The sequence below is a fragment of the Pedobacter alluvionis genome, assembly GCF_003664035.1.
Classification (GTDB): Bacteria; Bacteroidota; Bacteroidia; order Sphingobacteriales; family Sphingobacteriaceae; genus Pedobacter; species Pedobacter alluvionis.
The window spans coordinates 459,215-485,188 of record NZ_RCCK01000013.1 but is presented as its reverse complement, the minus strand read 5'-3'; the positions used below and the strand labels follow the sequence as shown (position 1 = coordinate 485,188).

General features: G+C 38.7%; 18 protein-coding genes. 10 read left to right on the top strand and 8 right to left on the bottom strand.

Translation table 11 applies throughout. From position 1 onward, the window contains the following. Window positions 1-92: 92 nt before the first annotated feature. Window positions 93-1,634, top strand: coding sequence for an L-piperidine-6-carboxylate dehydrogenase (gene amaB, locus BCL90_RS18850; protein WP_121285777.1), 1,542 nt, complete (start codon window positions 93-95; stop codon window positions 1,632-1,634). 90 nt (window positions 1,635-1,724) lie between these two features. Here the strand turns inward: amaB and BCL90_RS18845 are convergent, their stop codons facing one another. After that, window positions 1,725-2,363 carry a GIN domain-containing protein gene (locus BCL90_RS18845; RefSeq protein WP_121285775.1) on the bottom strand — a complete coding sequence of 213 codons (639 nt, stop codon included), beginning with the start codon at window positions 2,361-2,363 and terminating at the stop codon, window positions 1,725-1,727. A 472-nt stretch (window positions 2,364-2,835) separates the two neighbouring features. Here BCL90_RS18845 and BCL90_RS18840 point away from each other — a divergent pair, with 472 nt between their 5' ends. From BCL90_RS18840 to BCL90_RS18825, 4 genes are all read left to right on the top strand, one after another. After that, window positions 2,836-5,640: a TonB-dependent receptor gene (locus BCL90_RS18840; RefSeq protein WP_121286233.1), complete on the top strand. Its 2,805-nt coding sequence runs from the start codon at window positions 2,836-2,838 to the stop codon at window positions 5,638-5,640. A 2-nt stretch (window positions 5,641-5,642) separates the two neighbouring features. Next, window positions 5,643-6,425, top strand: coding sequence for a GLPGLI family protein (locus BCL90_RS18835; protein ID WP_121285773.1), 783 nt, complete (start codon window positions 5,643-5,645; stop codon window positions 6,423-6,425). A 57-nt stretch (window positions 6,426-6,482) separates the two neighbouring features. Continuing rightward, entirely contained in the window at window positions 6,483-7,052 is a 570-nt protein-coding gene (locus BCL90_RS18830) for a Crp/Fnr family transcriptional regulator (protein ID WP_121285771.1), read from the top strand. 341 nt (window positions 7,053-7,393) lie between these two features. Further along, a complete protein-coding gene (locus BCL90_RS18825; RefSeq protein WP_121285769.1) occupies window positions 7,394-7,828 on the top strand; it encodes a carboxymuconolactone decarboxylase family protein in 435 nt (144 codons plus the stop codon). 112 nt (window positions 7,829-7,940) lie between these two features. Here BCL90_RS18825 and BCL90_RS18820 read toward each other — a convergent pair whose 3' ends face one another. Both BCL90_RS18820 and BCL90_RS18815 read right to left on the bottom strand, forming a co-directional pair. Then, window positions 7,941-9,125 (bottom strand): class I SAM-dependent rRNA methyltransferase, encoded by a 1,185-nt coding sequence (locus BCL90_RS18820; protein WP_121285767.1) that lies wholly within the window; start codon window positions 9,123-9,125, stop codon window positions 7,941-7,943. A gap of 185 nt (window positions 9,126-9,310) precedes the next feature. Further along, window positions 9,311-10,321: a LacI family DNA-binding transcriptional regulator gene (locus BCL90_RS18815; RefSeq protein WP_121285765.1), complete on the bottom strand. Its 1,011-nt coding sequence runs from the start codon at window positions 10,319-10,321 to the stop codon at window positions 9,311-9,313. 265 nt (window positions 10,322-10,586) lie between these two features. Here BCL90_RS18815 and BCL90_RS18810 point away from each other — a divergent pair, with 265 nt between their 5' ends. The 5 genes from BCL90_RS18810 (at window position 10,587) to BCL90_RS18790 (ending at window position 19,011) form a co-directional block, all read left to right on the top strand. After that, window positions 10,587-13,775 (top strand): SusC/RagA family TonB-linked outer membrane protein, encoded by a 3,189-nt coding sequence (locus BCL90_RS18810; RefSeq protein ID WP_121285763.1) that lies wholly within the window; start codon window positions 10,587-10,589, stop codon window positions 13,773-13,775. 23 nt (window positions 13,776-13,798) lie between these two features. After that, window positions 13,799-15,592: a RagB/SusD family nutrient uptake outer membrane protein gene (locus tag BCL90_RS18805; RefSeq protein ID WP_121285761.1), complete on the top strand. Its 1,794-nt coding sequence runs from the start codon at window positions 13,799-13,801 to the stop codon at window positions 15,590-15,592. A gap of 11 nt (window positions 15,593-15,603) precedes the next feature. Next, window positions 15,604-17,169, top strand: a complete 1,566-nt coding sequence (locus tag BCL90_RS18800; RefSeq protein WP_121285759.1) for a DUF4957 domain-containing protein — start codon at window positions 15,604-15,606, stop codon at window positions 17,167-17,169. A 74-nt stretch (window positions 17,170-17,243) separates the two neighbouring features. After that, window positions 17,244-18,266: a pectinesterase family protein gene (locus BCL90_RS18795; protein ID WP_121285757.1), complete on the top strand. Its 1,023-nt coding sequence runs from the start codon at window positions 17,244-17,246 to the stop codon at window positions 18,264-18,266. A gap of 4 nt (window positions 18,267-18,270) precedes the next feature. Continuing rightward, entirely contained in the window at window positions 18,271-19,011 is a 741-nt protein-coding gene (locus BCL90_RS18790; RefSeq protein WP_121285754.1) for a rhamnogalacturonan acetylesterase, read from the top strand. Window positions 19,012-19,512: 501 nt separating this feature from the next. Here BCL90_RS18790 and BCL90_RS18785 read toward each other — a convergent pair. From BCL90_RS18785 to uxaC, 5 genes are all read right to left on the bottom strand, one after another. Then, complete coding sequence (locus BCL90_RS18785) at window positions 19,513-21,138, bottom strand: NADP-dependent glyceraldehyde-3-phosphate dehydrogenase (RefSeq protein WP_121285752.1); 1,626 nt, start codon at window positions 21,136-21,138, stop codon at window positions 19,513-19,515. A 111-nt stretch (window positions 21,139-21,249) separates the two neighbouring features. Further along, window positions 21,250-22,689, bottom strand: a complete 1,440-nt coding sequence (locus tag BCL90_RS18780; RefSeq protein WP_121285750.1) for an MFS transporter — start codon at window positions 22,687-22,689, stop codon at window positions 21,250-21,252. A 20-nt stretch (window positions 22,690-22,709) separates the two neighbouring features. Then, window positions 22,710-23,372 (bottom strand): bifunctional 4-hydroxy-2-oxoglutarate aldolase/2-dehydro-3-deoxy-phosphogluconate aldolase, encoded by a 663-nt coding sequence (locus tag BCL90_RS18775; RefSeq protein WP_208529768.1) that lies wholly within the window; start codon window positions 23,370-23,372, stop codon window positions 22,710-22,712. Further along, the gene (locus tag BCL90_RS18770) at window positions 23,365-24,420 is read right to left on the bottom strand and encodes a sugar kinase (protein ID WP_121285748.1); all 1,056 of its coding nucleotides are present in this window, start codon (window positions 24,418-24,420) and stop codon (window positions 23,365-23,367) included. The genes BCL90_RS18775 and BCL90_RS18770 overlap by 8 nt, the downstream gene beginning before the upstream one ends. 113 nt (window positions 24,421-24,533) lie before the next feature. Next, on the bottom strand, window positions 24,534-25,934 hold the full coding sequence (gene uxaC / locus BCL90_RS18765; protein WP_121285746.1) for a glucuronate isomerase: 1,401 nt from the start codon (window positions 25,932-25,934) through the stop codon (window positions 24,534-24,536). Window positions 25,935-25,974 lie beyond the last annotated feature (40 nt).

Here is a 25,974-nt window from a genome sequence, read left to right as displayed (position 1 = left end):
AGTAAAGGTTTTAGCAAAATTGTGATAAGATTAGCGCTAAACATACCTGCTTTCCTTTATTTTTTTGTTTTTTTGTGTAAATCGTTAGATATATGACTACAGATATTCAATCCATTTTAAATAAATTGGGCGTAAAAGCGGTCAATTCAGCTTATAGTACAGGTAACCATTGGGGAGGCGAATCGAATACCGATACACTAGAAAGTTTTTCTCCTGTTGATGGTAAACTGATCGCTTCGGCAAAAGTTGCAGGCAAAGCAGACTATGATGCTGTTGTTGTAAAGGCACAAGCAGCTTTTGCGGATTGGCGTACGGTTCCTGCTCCAAAAAGAGGCGAAATTATCCGCCAGTTTGGCGATGCTTTACGTGAGCATAAAGACGCCTTGGGTACTTTGGTTTCTTACGAAATGGGAAAAAGTTTACAGGAAGGTTTTGGTGAAGTGCAGGAAATGATCGATATCTGCGATTTTGCAGTGGGTTTATCGAGGCAGCTTTATGGCTTAACGATGCACAGCGAACGCCCGAACCACCGCATGTACGAACAATGGCATCCATTGGGAATTGTAGGAATTATTTCTGCCTTTAATTTCCCTGTAGCGGTTTGGAGCTGGAACACTGCTTTGGCTTTGGTTTGTGGTAATGTTTGCATCTGGAAACCTTCAGAAAAAACACCCTTAACCGCCATTGCCTGCCAACATATTATTGCAAAGGTTTTTAAAGATAACGATATTGCCGAAGGCGTTTGTAATCTCGTTTTAGGCGATAGGGAAGTTGGCGAACTCATGACAAATGATGGTCGTATCCCTTTAATTTCTGCCACCGGATCGACACGAATGGGCAAGGCAGTTGGAGCGGCTGTTGGTGCGCGTTTAGGAAAAAGCTTGTTGGAGCTTGGCGGTAATAATGCCATTATTATTTCAGAACATGCCGATTTAGACATGAGTTTAATTGGTGCTGTATTTGGTGCGGTTGGTACCGCAGGCCAGCGTTGTACTTCTACCAGGAGGTTAATTATCCACGAAAGTGTATATGATGCTTTTACCGGGAAACTGGTTAAAGCTTACGGACAATTGCGTATTGGTGATCCTTTAGATCAAAATAACCATGTAGGCCCATTGATTGATACCGATGCGGTTGCAGCATACTTAGATTCTATTGCAAAATGTAAGGAAGAGGGTGGCAATTTTGTGGTAGAAGGTGGCGTTTTATCCGGCGATGCCTATAGAAGTGGGTGTTATGTAAGGCCATGCATTGCGGAGGTTCAGAATGATTTCAAGATTGTTCAACACGAAACGTTTGCACCAATTTTATACTTAATTAAATACAAAACATTAGACGAGGCCATTGCCTTACAAAATGCTGTACCGCAAGGATTATCTTCGGCCATTATGACCTTAAATTTAAGAGAGGCAGAGCAGTTTTTATCGGCTAAGGGATCTGACTGTGGTATCGCAAATGTAAATATCGGTACTTCAGGTGCAGAAATTGGCGGTGCTTTTGGTGGCGAGAAAGAAACAGGTGGTGGCAGGGAAAGCGGATCAGATGCCTGGAGAGCTTATATGCGCAGGCAAACCAATACCATTAATTATTCAAATACACTGCCCTTAGCACAGGGGATAAAATTTGATTTGTAATTAAATCTGTGGGTCTGTCCAACCAACGAGAGACTAAAAAAGGCGCTGAACTTAAAATTCAGCGCCTTTGTGGTAAAATATATGATGGAGTTAGAATAGTTTTTCTAATAAAGAAACCTGTATGTCATCATAACGAGACTTGTTGTTAGCCAAAAGAGATTTTCCTGTTAATCGGATACTACTTTCCAGCGCAGTAAAACCAGTCATGTTTATTCTGGATGCTACACCCATTACAGCTTGATGTAAATCGGTAGCCCCTTCTAATTTTAAGGATGTACCATCTTTAATATTTGTTGATAAATTAACAGTGTTGGCTTTAATATCTGCCGATGCCTCATCATTTAAAACAATGTTTAGGCTTAACAGGTTGAAATTTCCGGCAGTACTTACACTTGCAGTATTTGAAGCTTCGATAGCAGTTAAGTTATTTACGCGGACGATTACGGTTAGGGTATTTTTATCAAAAGAGCTAACTCTAAGTTCTTCTCCATGCTGTTGTACCAGGGCATTTTTGGTGTAATATTGATTATAAACCTCAACACTTTCTTTAGCATCCTGAACAAGGACCAGTTTTACGTTTCCGGAAACTACAATTTTGCTGATGTTTCTGACATTTGTTAATGCGGTGTAGCTGGCATTATTTTCTGTTGCATGTGCTACAACTGTTGCGCTGCTTAAAGTAACCATTACCAATGCTGCTGCGAATAAATTTTTGATAGAAGTTTTCATGACTTTAATATTTTTATTTTTACAAATCTTTATTTTAAATCCCTAATTATTAGGTGGTTTTGTAATTAAGACTGCAGTATGGCAAAAACGTTTCAGCCAGTTATGGGCTATTATACCATGCACTTGTATTTATAGATGAACGCCGAATTAACCTATACGAAATCCAGCATATTTTGAAAACATCGACGAACAAAAAAAGGCCGGATTAATTAAAACCCGGCCTCCTGGAATGAAATTTAGCTTATAGTTTTTTAATAAGCAGATAAGTAGTAAGGGGAAGCGCTTTATTACGTTTCTAAAACCATAGTAAAGCTGTTGGAGAGAAGGTAATTTCATCCGGTTTTTTTGATTAAAGATATCATCTTTTATGGTTAATGGCTACAGCTCAATTTTTAAATTGTTAAAAAAGGTTAAACTATCACAAACAACTAATATATTAGTTAAATTCGATAAACAAAACCAAATCCTATCTATGAAACCGCTGTTACTCTCATTGTTCTTTTTTATTTTTACAAGTACTTATTCAAAAGCACAGGGCCTCCATACCATTAAGGGCCGAACGATTGACACTGCATCGACAACCCTGTTATCGGGAACTTCTATTGCCGTTTTAAATGCAAAAGATTCTACTCTGGTAAAATTTACCCGGACAGCAGAAAATGGCTCATTCGAGCTTACCGGAATTAAAAACGGGAAGTTTATCTTATTAGTTTCTTATCCTAAGTATGCAGATTTTGTAGATCATTTTACGCTCGATTCTACTACTCAGGTTAAAGATTACGGAAAAATTAACCTCACCGGGATGGCCAAAATTCTCGCTGATGTAATTATTAAAGGAAACAGAACAGCCATAAAAATTAAAGGTGATACTACAGAGTTTGATCCAAAGGCATATAATATAGAACCCAATTCGAAAGTAGAGGATCTGATTAAACAGTTTCCGGGCTTTCAGGTAGATAAGGATGGGAAAATTACAGCTCAGGGTAAAACGGTTCCGAAGGTATTGGTAGATGGAGAAGAATTTTTTGGCGACGACCCAACATTGGTCACGAAAAATCTTCGGGCTGATATGGTAGAATCTGTTCAGCTTTATGATAAAGCCAGCGATCAGGCTAGTTTTACAGGCATTGATGATGGCGAAAAAACTAAAACGCTAAACATTAAACTCAAAGAAGATAAAAAGAACGGTTATTTCGGTAAAGTACAGGGAGGTTATGGCACCAAAGATTTTTACCAGGGACAGGCCATGTTCAATAAATTCTGGGGGAAAAAGAAATTCTCTACCTATGGCATTTTAGGCAATAACGGGACAGTAGGTTTAGGCTGGGATGATAGGGATAAATATAGCGGCTCGAGTGGCTTAACGGTGAGTGATGATGGCGGAATGTATTTCAACTATAGCGGGGGCGATGATTTCGATTCGTATGATGGCAAGTACAATGGTCAGGGTTTACCAATGGCCAGGACAGGTGGTTTGCATTTCGATAACAAATGGAATAAGGATAAAGAATCGTTAAATACGAATTATAAAATTGGATCGATCAGGGTAAAAGGTAGCCGGAATTCGATCAGCCAGAATAATTTAGCATCAGGTTCGCAGTTTAGCACTTCAGATGAAGATTTTGATAACGACATGTTCAGGCAAAAATTGGATGCGACCTACGAAATAAAAATCGATACCACCTTAACCATGAAAGTGAGTGTAGATGGCGCTTTGAAAAAAAGCAATACTTCAAACCACTATAAAACGACTACAAATGGAGAAAATGACTATTTCTTAAATTCATCAGATAGAATGATCACCAACGAGGCGGACGACCAGAATTTCAACATGAATTTGTTGTTAACCAAAAAACTGAAGAAAAAAGGGCGTACATTATCTTTAAACCTTAACCAATCAATTAATAAAAACAGTTCTGAAGGCTATTTAAAATCTGAAAATAAAACACGTATTATAGAAACAGAGACAATATTGGATAGTCTTACCAACCAGTTAAAGGTAAACGATATCACAAACAATTCGTTTAAATTAAATGCAGCTTATACCGAACCGCTCTCTAAAACCTTAACGGTGATTTTGAACTATGGTTTAACGTTGATGAATGGAAAATCAGACCGAAGATCGTTCAATCAATCAGGAAGTGGCAGATATGATATGCTGGATACACTATACAGTAACAATTTTGAACTGAACCAAACCATTAATCAGGGTGGTGCCATTTTCAATTATAAAAAGGGTAAAACGGTAATCAATTTTGGTTCGAAATTTAGCGGAGTAAATTTTAAACAGAATGATGTTTACCACAACAGAACATACATCAGAAATTTTGTGAATTATATGCCTCAGGCATCGTATCAGTATCGTTTTTCTCAACAGAAATCGCTCCGGATCAATTATGACGGGAATACCAGCCAGCCTTCACTCGATCAGCTACAGCCGGTTAGGGTAAACAATGACCCTTTTAATGTAGTTAAAGGAAATCAGGATTTAAGGCCATCATTCAGAAGCAGTATTAATACAAATTACAACTCTTATAAAGTGTTAACCAATCAATCCATTTGGTTAAGTGGTTCTTATAGTTTTACCTCAAACCCGATCATTAGTGATGTAAATACCGATGGTGCTGGTAAGAGTACTTACACTTATATCAATTTTTCGGATAAAATGCAGACAAACTTTTACCTGTACGGACAGATTGGTCGGAAAATTAAGTTTCTGGATATGAATGTTGGTTTAAATGTGGATGCAAACGGAAATTCTAACTACAACTACATCACTACTAACCAGAACAGGGTATTAAATAACACCAAAAACTATACTTATGGTGGAGGTTTAAACGTTTCGAAATACAAAGAGAAAAAGTATAATTTTTACGTCCGTTTTGGCCCTACATATAATATTTCGAGGGTAAGCGTAGGCTCCAACAGTGATGGTATAGGATATACTGGATATTTCTACGGAAATGTACAGTTGCCTGCCAAATTCGAAATATCTTCGGACGGAGATTATCAGTATAACGGCAAAACACAAGTGCTTAACAAAAGTTTCGAACGTTTTATCTGGAATGCATCGCTGGGTAAAAAATTCTTTAAATCAGAAAGCTTAAAATTCTCTTTAACGGTGAACGATATTTTAAACCAAAATGTAGGATTCAACCGCATGGCAACCAATACAACCATCAGCGAAACACGTAACACCACCATCCAACGATATTTAATGTTCTCGGTATCATGGGACTTCAACAAAATGGGCGGCGGCATTAAAACACAGAAATAATTATGAAAACTACACTAAAATATATCATCCTTTTTGCTGTGATTTTCATTAGCAGCGATCTTTTTGCACAGAATATACACTTCGTACAAAATGGCATAATTGAGTTTGAAAAGAGATCAAATATGTATGCTTTGATCCAAAAGAAGATCAACAAAGACAATGAAAGCTATCTGAATGAGGCTTTTGAGCAGTATAAAAAGAACAATCCCCAATTTAAGGTTGCCAAAAGCACTTTATATTTTACTAAAGATAAAAGTTTATACAAATGGCCAACGGTAGAAGAAACGGTAAACAATAACTGGTTGGCATCTGATGTGCTGGCCGACCTGAAAAATACCATTGCCACAAATTTCGATCAGCAAACCAGTATCACACAAAAAAGTGTATATGAAGATACTTACCTGGTTAAAGACAGTATACGTAAAATCAACTGGAAAATTACCGACGAAACAAGAGAAATTGCAGGTTACGAATGCCGCAGGGCCAATGCCATCATTATGGATTCGGTTTATGTGGTGGCTTATTACAGTAATCAGATTGCCGTTTCTGGTGGTCCTGAATCTTTTACCGGAGTACCTGGAATGATTTTAGGTTTAGCTTTGCCTCATGAAAATGTAACCTGGTTTGCAACTAAAGTTACAGAAGTTGCCGTGCCAGAGAAAGATTTAGCGCCGCCTACAAAAGGAAAGCCGACTGATAACAAAGGTTTAAAAGCCATATTACTAGGTGCGATGAAAAATTGGGGCGAATACGCACATCCGATATATAAGGCTTTTTCACTTTAACACCATAGATTCCATTCTTATAATTATGTCTATTTTAGCATAATCAATAGAATAGTAATGTACAGTGCACTTTATAGCCATATTAATAAATTTATAGATCTGAGCAACGATGAACAGGAAATTCTTGCACCGTTTCTCAAATCTTTTTCCGTTAAAAAGAAAGCTTTTTTATTATCCCAAGAGCAAACCTGCAGAGCAAACTATTTCGTGGTAAAAGGCTGCTTAAGACTTTATTTCATTGATATAAAGGGTGCTGAACAGACCACTCAATTTGCCATAGAAAACTGGTGGATTACCGATCTAACCAGCTTTCTTTTCCAGGAACGATCTGAATTTTATATCCAGGCGGCTGAAACTACCGAAGTCATCACTATCGAACATCATCATTATGACGAGATGTTCCATAAACTACCTAAACTTGAAAGGTACTTCAGATTAATTCTGCAAAAAAACCACCAGGCATCACAACGAAGGATAAAATTTCTTTATAGTCAAACAGCAGAAGAAAGATACCGCAATTTTAACAGTTTATTCCCTGAATTTGTACAGCGTGTGCCACAATATATGCTGGCTTCTTATCTGGGTTTTACTCCTGAATTTTTGAGTAAAATCAGGGCGAAGAAATAGTTGTTGTTGACCACAAAGGACGCAGAGAAATAAACGCAAAGTATGCAGAGTGGGTTTACAGTTTTTGCGTCATTTCGACTGTAGCGAAGCGGAATGGAGAAATCTGTAAGTTCTGTTATTAAATAATTACCCATAGATTTCTCCACTACGGTCGAAATGACGAATCGCATAAATTTATCGAGTAAAATTAAATGGCGAACTAACAGGACTTTTAACCCTACTTAGCGCACTTTACGAAAGTCTTTGTGCCTTTGCAGTTAGAAAATTCATTTCTTAAACTACATTAAGTTTTTTCAGGATCGGGATGCTGAACTTTACATCGTAATCAAAAAACAAATAAAATGGAAAGTAGAATTGATATCCCAAAAGTAGAACCTGCAGCTTACAAGGCCATGTACGGTTTAGAGAAATATTTATCAACCAGCAAACTTGATCCAATTCTTTTAGAACTGATTAAAATGCGTGCATCGCAAATTAACGGTTGTGCATTTTGCTTAAATATGCACTCAACCGATGCCCGTAAAATCGGTGAAACCGAACAACGTTTGTATTTATTAAATGCCTGGAGAGAAACAACCTTATTTACGGCAAAAGAAGAAGCCGTTTTGGCTTTAACAGAAGAAGTAACCTTAATTAGCCACCATGTTTCTGATGCAACTTATCAAAAAGCGGCAAGCTTTTTTAATGAGCAGGAATTAGCACAGCTAATTATGGCTATAGTTACCATTAATGCCTGGAACAGACTGGCCATTACCGCTAAAGTGATGGTTGGATAATTAGATTCCGCTTTCAGTTTATCACAAAGACACGATAACACCTGGTTAATGTTTAAAATAACCTGGTGATTTGTGTCTTTGTGGTTTAAAGTTAAATACTAAAGGGGGAAATTTACAGCACCCTTAACAATAGTCCTTTTAAGTATTCTCCTTCAGGAAAAGAAATCCGAACCGGATGGTCTTCGGGTTGGCAGAATTGTTTAATAATCTGTACTTCCTTGCCGGCATCAAGTGCTGCCCAGGCAATAATTTGCTTAAATGTTTCAATATCAACTGCCCCTGAGCAAGAGAAAGTAGCCAATAAGCCTCCTTTTTCGAGCAACAACATGCCTAAACGATTTAAATCTTTATAAGCCCTTGCTGCACGATCTAACGCTGAACGCGATGGCGCGTATTTAGGCGGATCAAGCACAATTACATCAAATAATTCTCCTGAATCTTTAAAAGCCCTGAGTTGTTTATTTACATCCGACTGAATGGCTATCACTTTATCAGCATCGAATTTATTTAAGGCTACATTTTGCTTTAAGGTTTCTACAGCCAAAGCCGAACTATCAACACTAGTAACACTTGTCGCGTTATTAGCCAAACTGTTTAGACTAAAACCTCCGCTATAGCTAAAGCAATCCAAAACTTTTTTGCCTTTTGTATAACTGGCTAAAATACCTCTGTTATCGCGCTGATCGCAATAAAAGCCTGATTTCTGTCCTTCAGCAATATTGATATGATAAATAATTCCATTTTCTCTTACCTCCAAAAATTCTGGTGGATTTTCGCCCCAGATCAATCCGTTTTCAATAGGTAAACCTTCGTGGGTACGTGCGGTTGCATCACTTTTATCGAATATGCCTTTGGGTTTTAATTCTGCTTTTAGTATTTCTACAATCTCTGTTTTAACCTTTTCAATTCCGGAACTTAAAATCTGAAGAGAAAGAAAATCAGCATATTGATCAATAATTAAACCCGGCAGAAAATCGGCTTCACTAAAAACTAAACGACAGGTATTGGTCTGTTCGCTTAAAATAAATTGACGCGAAGCAATGGCTTGTTTTAACCGGTTTTGGTACCAGTTGTGATCAATCGTTTGTGTTTCGTCCCATTCTAACAAGCGAACAGCAACACGCGAATTGCTATTGAAATATCCATAGGCCAGAAATTCATGATCAAAAGCAAAAACTTTAACCACATCACCATCTTCAGGCTTTCCCTTAACTTTTTCTAATGCTCCGGAAAATACCCATGGATGTCTTTGTAATGCCGCTTTTTCTTTGCCCTTTTTTAATATGATCTCTACCATGCTGCAAAGGTAATAATTAGTTTGGAGAGTAGCGTTCGGCGCTTAGCGATAAGCGTTTCATACGAAGCGCATATCAGACCGTCTGTTAAATCGGAGGCTTATTTGAACGTAGCGTTAAACGCTAACCACCACACGCTTAGCGCTGGGCACTCAACGCCTCGCGCCACACGCAAACCGCTTGGCGCTCACCGCTTCTTCACCAGTTCCGTATCTAAAACCTTGGTTTCGAACTCGGTAACGGGTCTTTTAGCTTCGATCATCGAAATCAATAATTCGGTAGCCACCTGTCCCATTTCGAATGCAGGCTGTTTAACTGAGGTTAAGGATGGTGAAAACAATTCGACGAGATTGGAATTGGTAAAACCTGCAATCGCAATTTTATGTGCTACTTCAGGATTGGTTTTCTTCAGGGCCATAATACAACCTGTGGTTAAACGGTCGCTCGAGATAAAAATCCCATCAGGCTTAAGTGGCAAAAGTTCTTTCACCGCTTCTTCAAGTTCCGCACTGTGCATACCGCCATGCTGGCAATATTTCACCAGTTCGGGCCTAAACCCGATATGATATTTAACCAAAGCCGCTTTATAACCCGCTAACCTTTCTTTCGTTATCGAAAGGTTTTCTGAATTCGTTAAATGGGCAATAGTTCTTTTTCCTGATAAAATAAGGTGTTCCGTGGCATCAAAAGCGCCCTTAAAGTTATTGGCAATTACTTTATGGGTTTCAAAATCCTGGGGTACGCGATCAAAAAACACGATTGGTAAACCCTTAGCATATAAATGTCTTAAATAATCAATATCCTGTGTTTCTGAGGAAAGCGCAATTAATAAACCATCAATAGAACGCGATGCCAGGTGTTCAACGTTTAATTTTTCCTGCTTGTACGATTCATGGCTTTGAGAAATAATTACATGGTAATCTTTATCGTAGGCGATTGATTCAATGCCATTTATCACCTGGGAAAAAAAGTTGTTGGCAATTTCACTTACAATAATGCCGATTGAATAGCTACGACGTTCCTTTAAACTTCTGGCGATCGGATTGGCGCGATAATTTACCTTTTCAGCATAGGCTAAAACCAGCTTTTTAGTTTCCTCACTAATTTCGTAACGATCTCTTAAAGCCCGGGAAACCGTAGATGTAGAGAGCCCTAATGCTTTAGCAATATCTTTTATGGTAGATGTTTCAAATCTCATATTCGTATTGCGTACAAGTTACAAAAAATATCTCTTAAGGTGGATTTACTCATCAATATTAATAAACGTTAAGATAACGTTTTTGGGAACGTTTGCACACTTTTTTAGTTAAATCTGGTTTCAATTGCTTTTTAGTTTGTAAAATTGTTAAGTAAAAATAACCAAATATAAACAAAGTATAACGCTCCGAAATAGAATTATATTCTATGTGCAAGCGATTGCACTATCTTAAAAAAACCAAATCTTATCTACTAAATTAATAATTATGAGCAGAGTTTTACTCTTATTTACATTTCTCTCTTTTATCGGATTATCATTGGCTCAGGCACAAAACAGGCAGCTTACCGGAACGGTGAAAGACAAAAAAGACGGCCAGACGCTAATTGGCGTGAGTGTTGCCCTTGCTGGTACGAAAAACGGAACCAGTACCGATGCTAATGGCACTTTCAAGATCAGCATCCCGGCAAATGGTGCGGTTTTAACTTTTACCTACATTGGTTATAAAACCAAAAATGTTACGGTAACAAACGAAACGAAACTTTCAGTTACTTTAGATGAGGATGCCAACAATCTTGAAGAAGTAACTGTTAATGTTGGTTACGGCGTGGTACGTAAAAAGGACTTAACTGGTGCTGTTGGTTCCGTAGGTGCTGATGTTATTGCTGCAGCTCCGGTATCTTCTGCACTTGAGGCTATTCAAGGTCGCGTAGCAGGGATTAACATTTCATCAACCGAGGGTTCGCCAAATGCAGAATTAACCGTAAGAGTTAGAGGTGGTGGTTCCATTACAGGAGATAACTCTCCATTGTATATCGTAGATGGTTTCCCTGTAGCTACTATTGCCGATATTGCACCACAGGATATTGAGTCTATTGACATTTTAAAAGATGCTTCATCAACAGCCATTTATGGCTCCAGGGGCGCAAATGGGGTAATTCTCGTTACTACAAAAAACAGTAAAAACGGTAAAACCACCATTAGCTTAAATGTATTTGGCGGCGTAAGAAACCTGGCGAAGAAACTAGATGTTTTAACTCCATACGATTATGTAACCTGGCAATATGAAAGAGCACTTTTAGATAAATCATTAACAGATTACACGCAGTATTTTGGTAACTACCAGGACATCGATTTATACCAGAACGTAGCTGCTAACGATTGGCAAGAGATAATATTTGGCCGCACAGGCAATACCTTTAACTCCAATTTAAGTATAAATGGTGGTGGCGAAAAAACCAAATATAGCTTAAGCCACAGTTATGTTAAGGATAAAGCCATTATGCAGCTTTCTGACTATGAGAGACAAAATGTAAACTTTAAGCTAAACCATAAACTATACAAAGGCCTTACGCTCGATTTTGGTTTTAGGTATGCAAATGCTAAAACCAAAGGTGGTGGTTCGAATGAGCAAAACGAGGTTTCTTCTGCAGATTCGCGTTTAAAAAACGCCATGATTTATCCGCCTTTCCCGGTAGTCGGTTTAACTACAACAACTGAAACTAATGAGGAGTTTAATCTATATAGCCCTTTAATTTCAATCTCAGATAACGATCAGTATATTCAGCGCAAAACCTTTAATATTAATGGGGCTTTAAGCTACGATATTATTGATAATTTAAGATTCAAGTCTGAAGTGGGCTTTGATGATCTTAGAAACAATCAAGACCGTTATTATGGCAACACCACTTATTATGTAAGAAATGTTCCATCAGGACCCAACCAAAATAAACCTGCGGTAATTTTTACCAATACAAGTAGGAATAGTATTCGAAATGCAAATACCCTAAACTACAGCTTTGGAAAAATTCTGGATAAAAAACACAATTTGAATGTTTTGTTGGGACAAGAATATATTAAAACAGAATTACAGGTATTAACCAATACAGTACATGGATTCCCTACATCTTTTACCTTTCAGGATACCAGATTTTTATCTACCCAGGGGCAAGCAAATTCAATCGACAACAATTTTTCTCCTGATGATAAATTACTTTCATTCTTTGGCAGGGCGAATTACGATTATTTGGGCAAATATTTAATCAGTGCAACTTTTAGGGCAGATGGTTCATCCAAATTTTCTCCAGAAAACAGATGGGGATATTTTCCTTCGGCTTCTGCGGCATGGAGAATCTCTCAGGAAGATTTTATGAAAGGTACAAAATCCTGGTTATCTGATTTAAAATTAAGATTGAGTTATGGTACTGCGGGTAATAACAACATCCCTCCAGGTCAAATGACCCAATCACTCCAAAATTCGGTTACTACATGGGTAAATGGTTTTGGTAATTACTGGGCTGCTTCTAAAACAATGGCAAACCCTGACCTGAAATGGGAAACTACGGTTACCAGAAACATCGGTTTAGACTTCTCCTTATTGGGCTCTAAACTTACAGGTACTGTTGATGCCTACTTAAACAAAACCAAAGACCTGTTAATTGCATTTCCCGTGGCAGGTACGGGCTACGATTTTCAGTATCGTAACATAGGCTCTACACAGAACAAAGGTTTAGAACTTAGCCTGAATTGGAATGCTATACGTAAAACCAATTTCGATTTATCATTTAATGCGAATATTAGCATAAACCGCAATAAGGTACTTTCATTAGGTTCTGTTAAAAACATCAATGGCTCGGCTGGATGGGCTTCAACAGAAATTGGTGTAGATTATCTGGTAGAAGAAAACGCTTCTGTGGGTAGAATTTTTGGTTACCGCAACGCAGGCAGATACGAAGTTTCTGATTTTTCAGGCTATAATGCTACAACTGGTAACTGGACATTAAAACCTGGGATAGTAGATGGAAGCGCATTTTTGGGAACAATTCGTCCAGGCACAATGAAGATAGAAGACATTTCTGGCGACGGTAAAATCGATCAATCCGACCGAACAATTATCGGCAATGCGAATCCTTTAAATACGGGAGGTTTCTCCATTAATTCCCGGATTTATAATTTCGATATCGGTGCTTATTTTAACTGGAGTTATGGAAACGACATTTATAATGCCAATAAGATAGAATATACCTCTACCAGTAAATATAACTCCAGGAACATGATTTCGGAGATGGCAACAGGAAACCGTTGGACAAACCTACGTGCTGACGGCACAATCAGTAACGATCCTGCTGAGCTGTCAGCCATGAACGCAAACACCACTTTATGGTCTCCTTACATGAAAAGTTTTGTATTAAGCGACTGGGCAGTTGAAGATGGGTCTTTTTTAAGATTATCGACATTAACGTTGGGTTATACCTTACCAGATAAAATTGCTTCCAAATTAAAAATGAAAAAATTGAGGGTTTATGCATCTGCTTATAATTTGTGGTTGTGGACAAATTATACCGGATTCGATCCGGAAGTTTCGACACGCCGCAGAACACCGCTTACACCAGGCGTAGATTATTCTGCCTATCCAAAAAGCCAATCATTCCTTCTGGGTTTAAATGTTAATTTTTAAACGCATCATTAATTTTTATAACAATGAAAAAGATTACATATATATTGTTCTTCATTACTTTTCTTGCTTTTATAAGCAGCTGTAAGAAAACGTTAGATGCTCCAACAAAATCTGCTTTAGATGAATCTGTTATTTTTTCTACACCAGGTTTGGCAGAAGGATCGATACCAGGTATACTTCAATCATTTGGCGAAACCAACTCGTACCGCGGAAGATTCTTAGTCTATTATGGACTTAACAATGATGCTGAAGTTTATAACGGGTTAAAAACCATTGACGATAAATCGAACCTATCTAATTACGATGGCAATGCAAATAATAGCCAAATGAACACCTTAGATAATGCCTGGGCTAAATTCTATGAAGGCATAGAAAGAGCCAATCTAGCTATAAGGGGCTTAAGAACATATGGCAACATTAGCAGTAACCCTCAAATGGCTCAGATTTTAGGTGAAATTTTGACCTTAAGAGCTGTCCTGTATAATGACTTAATTAAAGGCTGGGGAGATGTACCTGCCCGGTTTGAACCGATTACAACCCAAACCACCTATTTGGAAAGAAGCGATAGAGATATCATTTACAAGCAGTTACTGGCCGATTTAAATGAAGCTGCTGGTTATTTACCATGGCCTGGAGAAAATGCTAAAACAGCCAAAGTGGAGCGTGTATCTAAAGCCTTTGCAAAAGGTTTAAGAGCCCGTTTGGCCTTATCTGCCGGTGGTTATGCACAACGTTTGGATGGAACAGTTCGTTTAAGTACCGATCCTGATTTATCTCGCGATAAAATGTATGCCATTGCTAAAAAGGAATGTTTAGATATAATCGGCAGTAACAAACTTAGGTTATTAGGCTTTGAAGAGGTATTTAGAAAATTAAATGAGGAGGCTGGTGCCGCAGGGCTGGAATCGATGTGGGAAATTCCTTTTAGCGAAGGTAGAGGCAGGGTTATTTTTGATTTGGGCGTTAAACACCTTAAAACAGATAAATATACCGGGCAGAATAAAGGTGGTACTGACGGACCAAACCCGATTATGTTATATGAGTACGATAGAGATGATGTAAGAAAAGCTGTAAGTATAGTTCCTTACGAATGGGATGGTGGAGTTGGAGAAACAGGAGGTTATCAGGTTCCTTCCACTTTAGGCCGCTTATATTTTGGTAAATATCGTTACGAATGGATGAAAAGACGTGTTACTTCTACCAATGACGATGGCCTAAATTGGATGTACATGCGTTATGCAGACGTTGTTTTAATGGCAGCAGAGGCAATTAACGAGTTGGATGGACCAGCAGCTGCAGCTCCATACCTTAAAATGATACGTGATAGGGCTTTCCCCACCAATCCCACAAAAGTAACCACATTTATGGCAACAGCAACCGCTTCTAAACAAGCCTTTTTTGATGCAATTGTAAATGAAAGGGCATTAGAATTTACTGGCGAAATGTTAAGAAAAAATGATTTAATCCGTTGGAATTTACTAGGTACGAAGTTGGCTGAAGCTAAAACAAAATTGCAACAATTAGAAACCAGACAAGGTAAATACGCCGCACTTCCCGCCAAAATCTATTATAGAACGGCAGCAAACGGCGAAACTGTAGAGATTTACGGGTTAAACTTTGGCGATACCGATGCGGAAGGTGTTGCATTGGGTTATACCTCAAATAAAGCCTGGACAATGTCTGCCACAGGAGACACTCAAACTTATTGGGATGCATTATATGCAAAAGACCCAAACAAGCAACAGTTCTGGCCTATTTGGCAGGTATTTATAGACTCATCTAACGGAATGTTAAACAACAAAAATTTGGGCTTATAAACTTATTGGTAATGAAAAGAAATAATATATATATCATCGTTTTCTTTCTGATGACTTTAATTGGGTTTTCAGGATGTAAAGATAATGAGCTTGAAGAAGTAACTAAACTACAGGTTGACCGGGTTTTTTCTCCTACAGATTTAACTGCTAGCATTGTAAATAAAACAGGCATAAGATTGTCGTGGAAAGCAGTAAACAATGCAAAATCATATAATATTGAGGTTTTTGAAACTGCAGATTTTTCTGGCACTCCTACTAAATCAATAAGTAATGTCACCTTTGCGCAATTACCATACACGGTTACAGGACTAGCCGGCGATACCCAATACTCAGTTAGGGTTAAAGCTCTTGGAGATGGGGTTACTGATTCTAAATGGATTACGGCAACATTAAAAACAGATGCCGAACAAATTTTCCAGGCGGTAAATGCGGCCAAATTAACATCCAACACTGTTGTTTTAAATTGGCCTGTTGGCGAAACGGCAACAACCATTACCCTAACACCGGGCAACATTACGCACACCCTAACCCCTGCCGAAATTACTGCTGGCGAAGCAACAATTACTGGTCTAACGGGCGAAACATTATATACTGCAAAATTATTTAATGGAGCTAAAATAAGAGGTACTATTACTTTTACAACGCTACTTGATTTAGGCGGTGCCATAGCTGTTACTCCAACAGATAATTTAGCCACATTAATGGCAAATGCTAAAGCTGGTGATGTTTTTGCACTTTTCCCTGGCACATACACCATTAACTCAGACGTAACTGTGACTGCCTCTATTTCATTAAAAGGAGCAAAACCAACCGATAAGCCAATTATTAAGGGGATGGTAGTAAGGCTTAAGTCTAATGCTGGCCTGGGTTTAAAAGATCTGGAAATTGATGGTACAGGAGCATTAAATGGCAATCAAGCCATTATATACGATCAGGCTTCTGATAATGCCTATGGCCATCTTACGGTTGAAAATTGCACAATCAAGAACTATGTTAAAGGTTTGATGTATGTAAATGTGAAAACACTTATCGAATCAGTATCAATTAAAGGAAATGTGATCAGTAATATAGAATGTACTGGTGGAGATTTTATAGACTTTAGATCAGGATTAACAAAAGCCCTTAACTTTTCTAATAATACCGTTTATGCTTCAGTTTTAGCAAGAGATTTCTTCCGGATGGATCCAACAGGCTCTACAAATTTTCCAGCCATCACTTCGGTAATTACGGTTACCACCAATACACTTAATGGAATTTGTAATGGCACGGCGAACAGGTTGTTTTATGTTCGGTTAGCTAAACACGAAATTTACTTTTCGAAAAATATTGTGGCAAACTCTGGTGGTATTTTAACAAATCAGGCATTAACAAATATTGTTGCAGCTAATTTTACCGCAAATAATTATTTCAATGCACCAACTTACCTATCAGGAAGTGCAACATCAGGGGCTAAATACGATACAGGAGCCTCTACTACATTAAATCCAGGCTTTACATCACCTGCAACTGGCAATTTTACCATTAGCCAGTCAGATTTAAAAACTAATGGAGTCGGCGATCCCAGGTGGAGAAACTAATTTTATAATTGATAAGGGCAGGTTTTAATCTGCCCTTTTTTAATGAACTTTATGCTTTAGATTAATCGAAGAGAATGAAAAGAAAATCCTATCTGAAATTTATTGTAGTACTTATCTTAGTTATCGTTCCCTTTTTTTATCTCCATGCCCAGGATCCTAAATATCCTTCAGAAATAAACGTTGCACAGGATGGCAGCGGAAATTACAAAACCATCCAGGAGGCTGTAAATTCGGTGAGGGATTTGGGCGAGAAAGAAGTTAAAATTCATGTTAAAAACGGCACATACAAAGAGAAATTAATTATTCCCTCATGGAAAATCAGGATTTCGATTATTGGAGAAGATGTCGAAAAAACCATAATTACTTGTGGTGATTATTCAGGAAAACCAAACCCGATGGGTAGGGATGTTTTTGGCAATGCCAAATTCAGCACTTATACCTCATTCACGGTATTGGTTCAGGGCAATGATATCCACCTCGAAAATTTAACCATTATCAATTCATCCGGAAGAGTCGGTCAGGCTGTTGCCTTACATGTAGAAGGCGATCGCTTTATCGCAAAACACTGCAGGTTTCTGGGCAACCAGGATACGCTTTATGCTGCAATCGAAAACAGCCGTCAATTCTTTCAGGACTGTTATATCGAAGGCACAACCGATTTTATTTTCGGCAAGGCCACAGTAGTCTTTCAAACTTGTACCATTAAAAGTTTAAGCGATTCTTATGTTACCGCAGCTTCAACTTCATCAAAGCAAAAATTCGGATTTGTTTTCATAAATTGTATGCTCATTGCAGATGAAACTGTAACCAAAGCGTATCTGGGCAGACCATGGCGGCCTTATGCAAAAACGGTATTTATTACCTGCGATCTGGGAAAACATATTTTACCCGAAGGCTGGAATCCATGGAAAGGCGATCTGATGTTCCCAAATAAGGAACTAACCGTTTTTTATGCGGAATATAAAAGTAAAGGCGACGGGGCATCGCCGAAAACAAGATTAGCCTGGACGAAACAGCTTACTGATAAAGAGGCCAAAAACTATACTTTAAAAAATATACTGAGCGGATCGGATCAATGGAATCCAATCACAAATTAATTAAATGAAAACGAATTTCCTTAAGATTTTTGCGGCAGGGGCCTTGGCCGTTTTATTCTCTTTTACTTTTGTTCAAAAGAAAACAAAGCTGTACATCATCGGCGATTCTACCGCGGCCAATAAGGAGGAAAAAGCCTATCCCGAAACAGGTTGGGGAATGGTGCTACAGTCTTATTTTAAAACTGATATTACGCTTGATAACCGGGCTTTAAATGGCAGGAGTACCAAATCGTTCAGGGCCGAAAAACGTTGGGATCCGATATTGGCTCAATTAAACCCTGAAGATTATGTGTTTATCGAATTCGGGCATAATGATGAGAAAGTTGACAAACCAGCGGTTGGTGTTTCGTTGGCTGATTTTAAGACCAATCTGGTGAATTATGTAAAAGAAATCCGGAGCAAAAAAGCTTTCCCGGTTTTACTGACGCCAATCTCCCGCAGAAGTTTTAAAAACGGAGTTTTGATAGATTCGCATGGTGATTACCCGGGCATAACCCGCCAGGTAGCCGATTCGTTGAATGTTCCTTTAATCGATATGCTGGCGAAAACGGAAAGTTTACTGATCCGCTTGGGAGATGAACCTTCAATCAAATTATTCAATTATGTTGATTCAGGGAATGTAAACTATCCTAAAGGCAAAAAAGACAATACGCATTTAAGTCCGGAGGGCGCTAAACAGGTAGCAGGTTTGGTAGTGAACGGAATAAAAGAGTTGAAATTGAGTTTGGTAAAGAGTTTGAAGTAAAAAATATAGTTGTCATCCTGAACGCAGTGAAGGATGACAACTATATTTTTTACCACCGAGTGCACCGAAAAATTCACTGAGTACACAGAGTTGGGCGTATAAATATGATCATCGTCCTCGTTTGCAACGAGGATGCCTGAGAATGGCGATTGTATCGCCAATAGCATAATACCGCATTACAAATGCGGATCTCGCTAATCCTCGTTACAAAACGAGGACTATAGACAAAAAGCCGCAAATCCATGATTTACGGCTTGCTTTTTATAAACCAGTTTAAAAAACATAGTTTGTCATCCTGAACGCTAGTGAAGGATCTTTTAGTTAAGCGTACTAACCTCTCAAATAATCTAATCTTTAAGAGATAACTTAATTTGGGTTCTGCCTTTCATCGTTTGGGGATTCTTCACTGCGTTCAGAATGACAGCTAAGAATACAAAACAAAAAGCCGCAAAACACAGATTAATACCTGTGTTTTGCGGCTTATTTTTATAAACTGATCTTTTAAAAAATATACTTCGTACTTAAGAAGTTCGAATCATCTCCCCTCACAATTTCGTTAAGTAACTTTTTATTATCCTCTGTAAACTTAGTGGCTACTAAAGAGCGGATAGAGAACGAACGCAGGGCATCCACCACAGAAAGTGTTCCTTCGGCACTGTCTTTACGCCCAGTAAAAGGAAAAACATCTGGTCCACGCTGACATTGGCAATTAATATTTACACGACTTACCTGGTTAACCAAAGGATCGATCAGTGAAGAAATTACCGCAGCATTGTTGCTAAAAATACTCACCTGCTGGCCGTGTGGCGAGCCAATTAAATACTCGATAGGTTCTTCCAGGTCATCAAAAGGCACAACAGGTACAATCGGTCCAAACTGCTCTTCGCGGTACAGTTTCATGTTACTGTTTACGGGATAAACAATGGCAGGATAAACAAAAGTTTCTAAAGTTTGTCCACCATTTTTGTTCACCACTTTTGCCCCGTGCGAAACGGCATCATCAATACATTCTTTTAAATACTCGGGTTTGTTCAGCTCCGGCAGGGGGGTAAGGTTTACGCCTTTTTCCCACGGCATGCCAAACTTCAGTTTTTCTACCTCTGCAGATAAACGTTTTAAAAATTCCTGTGCTAAACTGCGGTGTACATAAACTATTTTAATGGCTGTACAACGTTGTCCGTTAAAAGAAAGTGAACCTAATACGGTTTCAGAAACCGCTAAATCCAGGTCGGCATCTTTGGTGATGATCGCTGCATTTTTGGCATCTAAACCTAAAATAGCCCTTAACCGGTTTACTTTAGGGTGCAGTTTTTTAAGTTCGTTGGCAACCTTACTTGAGCCAATTAAGGTAAGCACATTGATTTTTCCCGATTTCATCAATCCCGGAACGATTGTATTGCCTCGACCATAAATCGTATTTACCACACCCTTAGGAAAACTGGAACGGAAAGCCTCCAATAAAGGGTAATGTAATAAAGTACCGTGTTTAGGTGGTTTGAATAAAAGCGTATTGCCCATAATCAAAGCCGGGATCAGGGTTGTAAAAGTCTCGTTTAAAGGATAATTAAACGGCCCCATACAAAGTACCACCCCAAGTGGAGAACGGCGTACCTGGGCCACAATTCCCTGCTCGATTTCAAAGCGCGATGACTGTCTGTCAATATCTTTTAATGCATCGATCGTAGCATAGATATATTCAACTGTACGATCGAACTCTTTTACCGAATCGGCATAAGATTTACCAATCTCCCACATAATGAGCTTCGCAACAATCTCCTTTTGCTCAATCATTTTATGCGTAAAGTTTTCCACGCAGCTAATCCGATCAGCAACGCTCATAGTTGGCCACTGCCCGCGGCCATTATCATAAGCGGCTACAGCTGCATCTAAAGCTTCTCTAGACTCTTTCTCCGTGCAAACAGGGAAACTACCGATACGCTTCCGTTTTAAGCCCTCAGGGGTTTTTACGCATACCGGAGAAAAAACTTCATTAAATGGTCCGTTCCATGGTTTCATTTCTCCATTTGACAGAAACTCCTTTTGATTGATTTCTTCCGTGAGCCTAAATTCATCTGGAATCTGGCTCTCTTCAACGAAAATACTTTCGAGGTTTAGCGTTGTACTCAATTTTATTTGTTGTTAGGGTTAAATTAATGTTAAATCTACCGTTTAAGTATAGATTCGTTTGTATAAAAAGGCCGATGGTTCAGAAAGCTTTCTTTAACATCAGCCCCTGGTTTATTTTAGTTCGATTACTTTATATTTTGGTACTAAGGATTTCATTACTGTCCAGCCGATTAAATAACATACCGCACAGATGGAAAATATAATGAAATAACCAGCCTCTTCACCTTTAAAACCCATAAAAACGATCTTGTTTTTGCCCGTATAATCGAACAGCAAACCAGAGCCTTTATTGATGATGAAAGAGCCTAAACCTCCAGCCATACCACCAATACCAGTAATGGTTGCAATGGCTTTTTTAGGAAACATATCGCCCACAGTAGAAAATATATTTGCCGACCAAGCCTGGTGGGCTGCACCTGCAATACCAATAATGATTACCGGAATCCAGTAAGTAATGTGGCCTAAAGGTTGCGCCGCCAAAGCCAACAGTGGGAAAAATGCAAAAATTAACATGGCCCTCATTCTGCCTTCGTAAGGATTCATACCTTTTTTATCAACGAAATAAGTAGGTAACCATCCTCCGATAATCGAAAGCAGCGTAATCATGTAAAGCACAAATAATGGAAGCGCACTTTGAGTAGAATCCATTCCATAAACCGATTTCAGGTAGGCAGGTGTCCAGAATAAAAAGAACCACCAAACCCCATCGGTCATAAATTTACCAAAAGCAAATGCCCAGGTCTGTTTGTATTTAAAACAATCGATAAACGAAACTTTTTCTTTGGTTTCTTCAACGTAATCGGCCAATTTCCGGTCGTTGATTACATCCTGCTGGATATAAGCCAGTTCCTCCGGACTAACTCGTTTATGTAACTCTGGTTTGTTGTACACAAAAACCCATAATCCCATCCACACAAAGCCCAAGGCACCGATAATGATGAACGACATTTCCCAACCATAAGCTTTCGCAATAAAAGGGATGGTAATAGGGGCAGCCAATGCACCAACCGTAGCACCAGCATTGAAAATACTGGTTGCAAATGCCCGGTCTTTTTTAGGAAAATATTCGGCAGTGGCTTTAATTGCTGCAGGAAAGTTCCCTGCCTCACCAACCGCCAATACAAAACGGGCAAAAATAAAGAGGGTAACACTTACCGAAACCACTAAACCGGTATCGTTAATACGGGCAATAATTTCTTTTGCGCCTTCAAAGCCTACAAACCAGTTGCCATTGATAATACCTGCAGTTGCAATACCACAGAAAGCATGTAAACAGGCTCCAATTGACCAAACACCGATGGCCCATAAAAAGCCTTTTTTAGTATCTAGTTTATCAACTAAACGCCCTGCAAAAAGCATCGATATGGCATAAAAAATAGAGAACAGGGCTGTTATATTTCCATAGTCGTTATTGTCCCAATGAAATTCCGGTTTAATAAAATCTGTCCAGGTTAAAGAAAGGACCTGTCTATCTAAATAATTTATGGTCGTAGCTAAGAATAACAGCAAACAGATGGTCCATCTATATTTGCTTGTTTTGGGTTGGTTCATTTGGTTAGGTTTATTAAATTTTATTTGCTTTGCTGAATTAGATCAAGCGCTAATTTGGTATTGTCGAATAACTCCTCGTAAAGTCCTTTACTCATCACGTCTTTACTGATTAATTTACTGCCCATGCCAACGGCACAAACGCCAGATTTAAACCAGGTTTTCAAGTTATCAGCATTAATTTCTACCCCGCCGGTTGGCATAAACAACTGTCCTGCGAAAAGATCTTTGATAGATGAAATAAACTCAGGCCCTAAAATATTGGCAGGAAAAATTTTGATCAGCATGGCTTTATGCTCTTGAGCTACACTGATTTCAGTCGGCGTCATACAGCCCGGAATCCACAGCATACCGATTTTGTTGGCAATTTCTGCAACAGCCGGATTTACGATCGGTGCCACAATAAAATCTGTTCCCGCTTCGATAAATGCATTTGCATCTGCAGGGGTTTTAATGGTTCCGATACCCAAATAAAGATCTGGCATTTCAGCATCGCGTACTTCCTTTAGTTTTTTAAAGTTCGACAGGGCTGATTTACCGCGGTTAGTATATTCGAAAACACGTACACCCGCTCTATATAGCGTACGTAATATTTCAACGCTACCTGCTTCGCTATCCTGATAAAAAAGCGGTAACATACCTTGCTCTAAAATGGCATCTAAAATTTTGTGCTTGTTGCTAATCATTGCGTATTATTCTTTTTTCTATATCCGCTACGGTACTGATTGTAGCATCACTTGGAATGTATAATTTATCGTAAGCTGCTGCGGTGGCAAAGTTTAAAGTTTCTTTGACCTGTAACTGGTTGTAAAAACCGTAAATCAAACCTGCCATAAAACAGTCACCACTACCCACTTTATCTAAAATTTCGTCAGAAACATATTCTTCAGAAACCGTTAGTTCACCATCGGTATAAATGGCCGTATAATACCTGATACCTTTACCATGATCGAACCTGAAGGTATTGGCCACCGCTTTACATGCCGGAAACAAACTTAATATTTCTTTAGAAGTATCTGTTGCCTGTTGCAGTAACGTTTCTTTTGCATAACCCTCAGTTTGCGTTAAATCTTCGTGAAGCGCAGTACCCAACATTTTATTGGCCGCCCAAACGTTCCCCATAATCAGGGTACAATATTGAGCCAGTTCTGGTAAAACATCAATGGGATCTTTACCATATTTCCAAAGTTTGGCACGATAGTTTAAATCAAGCGAAATGGTAATATTTTTTGCACTTGCCGCCTTTAAAGCTTCTAAACAAACATCAGCAATAGATTGGTTGATTGCCGGGCATATCGCACTGAAATGGAACCAGCTTACATCTTCAAAAACTTCATCCCAGTTAATCTGGCCAACCTTTAAATTTGCATAAGCAGAATTTGCACGATCGTAAATCACACCGGCATTTTTAAGGTCTTTTCCTTTCGGGAGATAATATAAACCTAAACGTTCACCATGGTAAACCATTGATGTGGTATCAATATTACGGGCATAGAGATAATCTACAATTTCGCGGGTAACCGAATTATCTGGTACAGCCGATAAATATGCCGAAGGAACATTCCAAAGGGCAAGTGCAGTGGCCACATTCAGCTCTGCACCACCCACATAAAACGGAAGTTTGTTTTCTTTTAACCAGGCACCGTCCATATCGGGGCAGATGCGTAACAGGATTTCACCAAAGCTTAAAACTTTTTTTCCTTTTTCTGATGAAGCGAATATTTGGGTGCTCATTTTTATATTTTATCGGCATATTTCATGCTGTTTTCTGCAACCGCATGAAAATGGAAGGAAAACGATTGAAATGATTTGATTCCAATGAAATACACTCCTAAAGCCTGTTTGGGTTAAAATTTAAAGTAATTTTTTGCGTTAAAGTACGAAATATCCTGAACAATTTTGCCCACCCATTCCAAATCGTTAGGCAATTCGCCGTTCTCAATATCTTCTCCAAAGAGGTTACAAACAATCCTTCTGAAGTATTCGTGGCGTGGGAAAGAAAGGAAACTGCGCGAATCGGTAAGCATACCTACCAGGCGACTTAAAAGCCCCATGTTAGATAGTGCGTTTAACTGTTTGATCATACCATCTTTCTGATCCAAAAACCACCAGGCCGAACCAAACTGAACTTTACCCGCAACCGAACCATCGTTAAAATTACCAATCATGGTGGCAATTAATTCGTTATCGGCAGGGTTAAGGTTATAAATAATGGTTTTGGCCAGTTTATCCTGATTATCCAAACGGTTCAGGAATTTAGAAAGCATACGGGCCTGGCTAAAATCGCCGATTGAATCCCAACCGGTATCTGGACCTAATTGTCTTAACATACGGGCATTGTTGTTACGCAAAGCACCTAAATGATATTGTTGCACCCAGCCTTTCTCGTGATCCCATTCTGCAAAATAAACCAGCATGGCCGATTTAAATTTCAGGTTTTCCTCGTAAGAGATGCCTTGTTTAGCGCGAATTTTATCAAAAATCGAGGAGATTTCGGCTTCAGTATAATCCTCGGCATAAATCTGCTCTAAACCATGATCAGAAACTGAACAGCCATTATCTGCAAAGTAATCGTGACGGCTTTTTAAGGCGTCGATATAATCCTGAAAACTGCTGATGGTTTTATTGGCAACGCTTTCTAACTTGTTAATATATTCGTTCAATCCTTCAATATCGTCACTGTTCATCGCTTTATCCGGACGGAAAGCAGGTAACATTTTCAAATTTGCACCCTCTCTTGCCAACTGCTGGTGAAAGTTTAAGCTATCCAATGGATCATCGGTTGTACAAACAGCCTCTACATTCATTTTGGCCAGCAAACCACGTACCGAATACTCTGGGGTTTGCAGTTTTGCAGAACATTCGTCATAAATTTTCTGTGCTGTTTTGCCCGACAGTAAATCTGTTACACCGAAATATCGCTGAAGTTCTAAATGTGTCCAGTGGTATAATGGATTACGCAAAGTAAAGGGAACAGTTTCAGCCCATTTCTCAAATTTCTCATAATCTGATCCAATACCTGTGATGTATTTTTCATCCACACCATTGGCACGCATGGCCCTCCATTTATAATGGTCGCCGGCAAGCCAAACCTGACTGATATTGGCAAACTGGGTATTATTGGCAATCTGCTCCGGAATAAGGTGATTATGGTAATCGATAATCGGCAATGATTTTGCAAAGTTGTGGTAAAGCTTTTCTGCTGTTTTGCTTTGCAAAAGAAAATTTTCGTCTAAAAAAGATTTCATGCTATGTGATTTGAGACATTAGATAATCGTTTAAGCTGAT